At 70.2% G+C, this 7,314-nt stretch carries 6 protein-coding genes; all 6 read right to left on the bottom strand.

Annotation, left to right across the window (positions count from 1 at the left end):
• Nucleotides 1-293: 293 nt before the first annotated feature.
• Entirely contained in the window at nt 294-1,019 is a 726-nt protein-coding gene (locus tag PIGHUM_RS07035) for a lysophospholipid acyltransferase family protein (RefSeq protein ID WP_124078682.1), read from the bottom strand.
• Complete coding sequence (gene gmhB / locus PIGHUM_RS07030) at nt 1,019-1,594, bottom strand: D-glycero-beta-D-manno-heptose 1,7-bisphosphate 7-phosphatase (RefSeq protein ID WP_124078681.1); 576 nt, start codon at nt 1,592-1,594, stop codon at nt 1,019-1,021. The genes PIGHUM_RS07035 and gmhB overlap by 1 nt, the downstream gene beginning before the upstream one ends.
• Nucleotides 1,595-1,597: 3 nt before the next feature.
• On the bottom strand, nt 1,598-3,727 hold the full coding sequence (glyS, locus tag PIGHUM_RS07025) for a glycine--tRNA ligase subunit beta (protein WP_124078680.1): 2,130 nt from the start codon (nt 3,725-3,727) through the stop codon (nt 1,598-1,600).
• A complete protein-coding gene (gene glyQ / locus PIGHUM_RS07020; RefSeq protein WP_124078679.1) occupies nt 3,728-4,627 on the bottom strand; it encodes a glycine--tRNA ligase subunit alpha in 900 nt (299 codons plus the stop codon).
• Between the two features lie 142 nt (nt 4,628-4,769).
• Nucleotides 4,770-6,401: an apolipoprotein N-acyltransferase gene (lnt, locus tag PIGHUM_RS07015; RefSeq protein ID WP_124078678.1), complete on the bottom strand. Its 1,632-nt coding sequence runs from the start codon at nt 6,399-6,401 to the stop codon at nt 4,770-4,772.
• A gap of 7 nt (nt 6,402-6,408) precedes the next feature.
• On the bottom strand, nt 6,409-7,302 hold the full coding sequence (locus tag PIGHUM_RS07010; RefSeq protein WP_124078677.1) for a CorC family transporter: 894 nt from the start codon (nt 7,300-7,302) through the stop codon (nt 6,409-6,411).
• Nucleotides 7,303-7,314 lie beyond the last annotated feature (12 nt).

Here is a 7,314-nt window from a genome sequence, read left to right as displayed (position 1 = left end):
ACCGCGCCCCCGGCGGCAACTCCGCCACCCCCGGCACCACCGCCGGCTGGCTCGGCGGCACCGCGGGCGCCTCCTGGGCCGGCACCGCAAACAAATCCAACTGCGCCTCGCCCCGCTCCGCTTCGGAGGCCGACCCAGACGGGAACCGCGGATCCGGCTCCGCCGGTCCGCCAGTTCCGCCCCCTGGGCCCGGCGCCGGGCCGCCCCAAGGCGGGCCCAGGCCCCCTCGGGGGGCTGCCGCGGAGCGGCTGGGGGCCCTCCGGTCAGGGCGCGCGAAGCGCGTAGGGGCGGGGCTATCTCTCATACCGCTCCGGATTGAGGACCCGCATCTCGCCCTCTATCCATTCCTCGACGCGGCGGTTGATCTCGTCGGCGGTCAATCCCTGCGTGTCGATGACCGGGCCGATGGAGACCGTGACCAGACCGGGCCGCTTGATGAAGGTCTTGCGCGGCCAGCACTCGCCGGCGTTGTGGGCGACCGGGACGACGACCGCGCCGGTGCGCGCGGCCAGGCGCGCGCCGCCGCTCTTGTATTTGCCGCGCCTGCCCGGCGCGGTGCGCGTGCCTTCGGGGAACAGCACCAGCCAGCGGCCCTTGGACAGACGGTCGCGGCCCTGGGCGACGATCTGCTCGAAGGCGTCGCTGCCGCGCTTGCGATCGATCGCGATCATGCGCAGCCCGGCCAGGCCCCAGCCGAAGAAGGGCACCCAGTTCAGCTCGCGTTTGTAGACGTAGCAGACCTCGCGCCGCATATAGCCCGCGAAGTACAGGGTTTCCCAGGTGGACTGGTGCTTGGACAGGATGATGGCCGGCTGGTCGGGCAGGTTTTCCGCGCCCTTGACCTGCCAGCGGATGCCGGTGATCCAGCGGGCGCCCCACACCATCAGGCGCGGCCAGCCTACCGTGAACCGGTAGCGCCAGCGCAGCGGCAAGGGCAGCCACAGCACGCAGGCAATGGCGTACGGGATCATGGTCCCGATGAAGAAGATGGAGAACAGCAGCGACCTGAGCCAGCGCATCAGTGCTCCTCGGGGTGGACGGCGACTTCCAGCGCCTCGGCCACGGCGGCGAGGTCCTGCCATACGACGGTGCCGTCCGGCAGCCCGCCTTTGGCCAGTGTTTTGGGCCCGTTGCCGGTCAGCACCAGCCAGGGCAGGCAGCCTGCGGCCGCGGCGGCCTGGAGATCGCGCAGCGAGTCGCCCACCGAGGGCACGCCTTGCAGGTCGACCTCGAAGCGCTGGGCGATGCTGCGGTACATGCCGGGCAGCGGCTTGCGGCACGCGCAGCCTTCGTGCGGCGCGTGCGGGCAGATGAAGATGGCGTCCACCACGCCGTTGGCCTTGGCCAGCTTGGTCTTGAGCTTGGCGTGGATGGCATTGAGCGTGGCCGCGTCGAACAGGCCGCGCCCCAGGCCCGACTGATTGGTCGCGATCACCACCCGGTAGCCGGCCTGGTGCATGCGCGCGATGGCTTCGAGCGCCCCGGGCAAGGGGATCCACTCGTCCGGCGATTTCACGAAGTCCGGACTGTCCTGGTTGATGACGCCGTCACGGTCCAGGATGACCAGCTTGGGGCGTGCGAGGGAGGTCGGCATGGATCAGGCCGCCAGCCTCGACAGGTCGGCCACGTGGTTCATCACGCGGTGCAGCCCGGCCAGCAGCGCCAGGCGGTTGGCGCGGATCGCCGGATCCTCGGCCATCACCATGACGTCGGCGAAAAACGCATCCACGGGCTCGCGCGCCTGCGACAGCACGGTCAGCGCGCCGGCGAAATCGCCCTGGGCGAACTTGCTTTCCGCCTGCGGCCGCAGCGTGTCCAGGGCTCGCGCCAGCGCCTGCTCCGCGGGCTCGGCCAGCAGCGCGGGATCGATCGCTCCGGGCTCGCCCTCGACCTTCTTGAGCAGGTTGCCGATGCGCTTGTTGGCGGCGGCCAGCGCGGCGGCCTCGGGCAGCGCCGAGAACGCGACCACTGCGCGCACGCGCGCGGGCACCTGCGCCAGCGGCGGCGCGATGGCGATCACCGCATCGACCGCGGCGCGGTCGAACTGCGCGGCGAGCTGGTTGCGGTAGCGCTCGAACACGAAGGCGCGCACTTCCTCGATCTGCGCCGCGGTGGGCGCGTTCGCGAAAGTGGACGCCGCCTGCGCGAGCAGGCCTTCCAGCGTCAGGCCCCGGCCGTCGGCGGACAGGCGGCCGCCGGCGTCCAGTTGTTCGAAGGCGCTGATCAGGCCCAGCGCGGCGCGGCGCAGGCCGTACGGGTCCTTGTCGCCGGTGGGGACCAGGCCGATGCTCCAGATGCCCAGCAGGGTCTCGGCGCGTTCGGCCACGAACAGCGCGGCGGCGGTGGCGGTACCGGCGGCGACGGGCTCGTCCAGGCGGATGCGGTATTGCTGGCGGATGGCCTCGACCACGTCGGCCGGCTCGGCGTCGCCCGCGGCATAGTAGGCGCCCATGACGCCCTGCAGTTCGGGGAACTCGCCCACCATGCCGGTGACCAGGTCGGCCTTGGCCAGCAGCGCGGCCCGGTCGGCATGGTCGGCATCGGCGCCGATGGCCTGCGCGACCCAGCGCGCCAGGGCGCGCACGCGCTGCACGCGCTCGAGCTGGGTGCCGAGCTTGTTGTGGTAGACGATGGTGCCGAGCTGCTCGACCCGATCGGCCAGCTTCTGCTTCTTGTCGGTCTCGAAGAAGAAGCGCGCGTCGGCCAGGCGCGGGCGCACCACGCGCTGGTTGCCTTCGATGATGTTCACCGGATTGGCCAGCGCCATGTTGCTGACGATCAGGAAGCGGTGCGTGAGCCGGCCGGTGGCGGCGTCGAACAGCGGAAAGTATTTCTGGTTCAGCCGCATGGTCAGGATCAGGCATTCCTGCGGCACGGCCAGGAATTCCTCTTCGAACTCGCCCACGTACACGGCGGGGTATTCGACCAGCGCGCAGACTTCGTCCAGCAGGCTGGCGACCTCGGTTTCGTCGCCCAGCGAGGCGTTCAGGCGCGCGGCCTGCTCGCGCAGCTGCCGATCGATGGCGGCGCGCCGCTGCGCGAACGACGCGATGACGCGGCCCTGGCCTTGCAGCAGATCTTCATAGGCGTCGGCCGAGGGCAGCTCGATCGGGCCTTGCGACTGGAAGCGGTGGCCATGGGTGCTGCGGCCCGACTGCAGGCCGAGCGCGGTGAGTTCGATCACGGTCTGGCCGTGCAGGGCGACCAGCCCGTGCGCGGGGCGCACGAAGCGCACCGTGGTTTCGCCGTCGGCCAACTGGTAGCTCATGACCTTGGGGATGGGCAGCTTGCCCAGGGTGTCTTCCAGCACGATTTGCAGCGCGCCGGCCAGCGCCGCGCCCTTGGCGATGCCGCGATAGACCAGTTGTTCGTTCTTGCCGTCGGATTCGCGCGCCAGGCTGGCGACGTCGACGTTGTCCAGGCCCTTGGCCGCCAGCTTCTTGAGCAGGGCGGGCGTGGCCTGGCCCTCGGCGTTCAGGCCGACGCTGACGGGCATCAGCTTTTCGGAGAATTCCGTATCGGCCGCCTGCGGCAGCACGGCCGACAGCCGCACTGCCAGCCGGCGCGGCGTGGCGAAGGCGGTGGTGGCGCTGCCTTCAGCCAGCAGGCCGCGCGCTTGCAGGCCGGCGGCGATGCCGTCGGCGAAGGCCTGGCCCAGGCGGTTGAGCGCCTTGGGCGGCAGTTCTTCGGTGAACAGTTCGAGCAGGAGGGGTTGAGCGGCGGCCATTTACGCGGCCTCCTTGCGTGCAAGCATGGGGAAGCCCAGTCGTTCTCGTGAGTCGTAGTAGGCCTGCGCGATGGCGCGCGACAGGTTGCGGATGCGGCCGATGTAGGCGGCGCGCTCGGTGACGCTGATCGCGCCGCGGGCATCCAGCATGTTGAAGGTGTGGGCGGCCTTGAGCACGGCCTCGTAGGCAGGCAGCGCCAGCGGGACTTCCACCAGCCGCTTGGCCTGGGCTTCGTAGTCGTTGAAGTGGCGGAACAGGGTTTCGGCCGAGGAGTGCTCGAAGTTGTAGGTGGACTGCTCGACTTCGTTCTGGTGGTAGACGTCGCCATAGGTGACGCGGGTGCCGTCGGGGGCTTGGGTCCAGACTAGGTCGTAGACGCTTTCCACGCCTTGCAGGTACATGGCCAGGCGCTCGATGCCGTAGGTGATTTCGCCCATGGTGGGCTTGCAGTCGATGCCGCCGACTTGCTGGAAGTAGGTGAACTGGGTCACCTCCATGCCGTTGAGCCAGACTTCCCAGCCCAGGCCCCAGGCGCCGAGCGTGGGGTTTTCCCAGTCGTCTTCGACAAAGCGGATGTCGTGTTCCTGCGGGTCGATGCCGAGCGCCTTAAGCGACCCGATGTAGAGGTCGAGGATGTCGGGAGGCGCGGGCTTGAGCACGACCTGGAACTGGTAGTAGTGCTGCAGGCGGTTGGGATTTTCGCCGTAGCGGCCGTCTTTGGGACGGCGCGAGGGCTGGACGTAGGCGGCGCGCCAGGGTTCGGGGCCGAGGGCGCGCAGAAAGGTGGCGGTGTGGGAGGTGCCGGCGCCGACTTCCATGTCGTAGGGCTGCAGCAGGGCGCAGCCGTGCTGGGCCCAGTACTCCTGGAGGCGGAGGATGATCTGTTGAAATGTCAGCATGGGTGGAGGAGTGGGTGCGGGCCGGAGGCGGCTGCCGGGCTCGGCCAAACCTTGGATTTTAGCGTATGAGGAGGGAGGCGGAGTTCCCGGGCGGGCCGCCGCGAAGGCGGCCCGCTGCTCGAGCGTTCCTTGCCGGAACGCCTCAACGCGTGCGGGACGGCCGCCTCGCCCACGCGAGGGCCGCGAGCACGGCTGCGACGAGGATCAGGATGGGGGCGTTGCCGGTGCGGGTGTATGGGGTCAGCCCGGTGGTGCCCTGGACGGTGACGTCGAGCGCGCCGGCGGTTTGCGGCGTCAGTTCGCCGATGACGCGGGCCTGGGCGTCGACGGCGGCGGTCATGCCGGTGTTGGTGGCGCGCAGCATGGGGCGGCCGGTTTCGCGCACGCGCATGCGCGACATCTGCAGGTGCTGGGGCAGGGCGAGGGAGTTGCCGAACCAGGCGAGATTGCTGACGTTGGCGAGTATGGTGGCGCCGGGGTCGTCGGCGCCGGGGCGTACGGCGGGCAGCAGTTCTTCGCCGAAGACGTCTTCGTAGCAGATGTTCATGGCGATGTGCTGGCCGCCGATGTCGAAGGGCTTCTGGCGCGGCTGGCCGCGGTCGAAGTCGCCGAGCGGCATGACCATTTCGTCGACGAACCAGCGAAAGCCCGGGGGCACGAATTCGCCGAAGGGCACCAGGTGGCGCTTGTCGTAGCGCTGCGCCAGGCGGCCGCTGGCCAGGGTGGCGGGGGAGCTGGCGGCGTCGAGGGCGATGACGCTGTTGTAGTAGTAGTCGCGATCGCTGCGCGCATCACGCATGGCGACGCCGAGCACGAAGGTGCCGCCGCCGAGGGCGGCGCTGTCGACCCACTCCTGCCAGGCTTCTTCGGTGAGCTGGTCCTGGAAGACCGGTACGGCGGTTTCCGGCAGCAAAGTGAGCGCGATGGGGCGGCCGTCGGCGCGGGCAGGCGCGGCCAGGGAGCGGTGGCGGTCCATGCCCTGCCAGATCTGGGCGGGGTCGAATTTGTCGGAGAGCGGGATGTCGGCCTGGACCAGCCTGACGGTGAGCGGGCTGCCGTGCGGGCGCACCCAGGTCCAGGCGGAGGCGGCCCATCCTGCCGCGATCACCAGAACGGCGGCGGCCCAGGCCGGCCACCGGCGGCCGCCTGCCTTGCCTGCCAGGGAGGAGGGGCGGCGGCAGGCCGCGATGGCCCAGGCCAGGGCCGAGGCGGTGAAGGCGGCGGCGAATGCGACGCCGTAGACGCCCAGCAGCGGCGCCCAGCCGTGCAGCGGGCCGTCGACGTGGGCGTAGCCGATGTTGAGCCAGGGGAAACCGGTGAACAGGACGCCGCGCAGCCATTCCGCGCCGGTCCAGGCGGCGGCCATGGCCAGCGCGCTGGCGAGGGCGCCGGCGGGCTTGCTGGAGGGGTTTTCGGTGCCGCCGCGCGTGAGCCACCAGGCGACCCCGGTGGCCAGCGCCGGGTACAGCGCGAGGTAGGCGGCCAGCAGGCCTACGCCCAGCGCCGCCAGCGGCGCCGCCATGTAGGCGTAGACGTGGAGGCTGATGTAGATCCAGGATATGCCGACGATGAAGGTGCCGGCGCCGAAGGCGGCGCCGGTGCGCACGGCTGCGCCCAGGGTGGGGGCGCGCCAGGCCAGCCGGCTCAACGCGCCGAAGGTGGCCAGCTGCAGCAGCGGCAGGAGCCAGGCGGGGAAGGGGCCGGGCGCGAAGGCCAGCCCGTGGAGTATGCCGAGGATGAGCGCCCCGGCGAGCGCAGCGTGAGGTAGGCGCACGGGCGCGTCAGCCTTGGGTTGCCGGGGCTGCGGGCGCGGCGCCGCGCGACAGGCGCGAAACGCGCAGCCACAGGGCGCGGCGGGCGTCGGCGCGGATCACCTCGATGCGCAGATCGTCGCGTTCGATGCGGTCGCCGCGGCGCGGGATGCGGCCCAGCGTTCCGGCCATCCAGCCGCCTACGGTGTCGTACTCGTCGTCGTCGAGCGACGAGCCGAAGGTCTCGTTGAAGCGCCGGATGCCGGTAAGCGCGGTGACGCGCCAGCGGTTCTTGCCGTCGGGAAAAATGGACTGCTCGACAATGGCGTCGTCGAATTCGTCTTCGATTTCGCCGACGATCTGCTCGAGCACGTCCTCGATGGTGATCAGGCCGGCGGTGCCGCCGTGCTCGTCCACGACGATGGCGATGTGGTTGCGGTTGCCGCGGAATTCGCGCAGCAGCACGTTCAGGCGCTTGGATTCGGGAATGAACACGGCCGGCCGCAGCAGCGTGCGCAGGTCCAGGTCGCGGTCGAGCACGTAGCGCAGCAGGTCTTTGGCCAGGAGGATGCCGATGACGTTGTCGCGGCTGTCCTCGAAAACCGGGAAGCGCGAGTGCGCGGTTTCGATGATGCCGGGCAACTGGGTTTCGATGGGCTGGGAAACCTCCAGCATGTCCATGCGCGAGCGCGGGATCATGATGTCGCCGGCGGTCAGTTCGGAAACCGCCAGCACGCCTTCGATCATGGAGAGGGCCTCGGCGTCGAGCAGGTCGCGCCCGTAGGCGGCCTCGAGCACGGCCTTGAGGTCCTCGCGGTCTTCCGGTTCGCGGTGGATCAGCGCCGAAAGTCGTTCGAAGAAGGTTTTGGGAGCAGGTTTGGGCGCGCGCGAGGCGTACGCCGGACTAGGGGAGCTGTCTGACATCGTCCTTGGAGG

The sequence above is a fragment of the Pigmentiphaga humi genome (assembly GCF_900606115.1).
Taxonomy (GTDB): Bacteria; Pseudomonadota; Gammaproteobacteria; order Burkholderiales; family Burkholderiaceae_B; genus Pigmentiphaga; species Pigmentiphaga humi.
The sequence above is the reverse complement of the archived record's forward strand: the minus strand, read 5'-3'. Positions and strand labels throughout refer to the sequence as shown.

What these genes read in the sequence shown, in the direction of transcription:
- PIGHUM_RS07035 (WP_124078682.1), bottom strand. Translation starts at nt 1,019, where the DNA reads ATGCGCTGGCTCAGGTCGCTGCTGTTCTCCATCTTCTTCATCGGGACC.
- glyQ (WP_124078679.1), bottom strand. Translation starts at nt 4,627, where the DNA reads ATGCTGACATTTCAACAGATCATCCTCCGCCTCCAGGAGTACTGGGCC.
- gmhB (WP_124078681.1), bottom strand. Translation starts at nt 1,594, where the DNA reads ATGCCGACCTCCCTCGCACGCCCCAAGCTGGTCATCCTGGACCGTGAC.
- glyS (WP_124078680.1), bottom strand. Translation starts at nt 3,727, where the DNA reads ATGGCCGCCGCTCAACCCCTCCTGCTCGAACTGTTCACCGAAGAACTG.
- PIGHUM_RS07010 (WP_124078677.1), bottom strand. Translation starts at nt 7,302, where the DNA reads ATGTCAGACAGCTCCCCTAGTCCGGCGTACGCCTCGCGCGCGCCCAAA.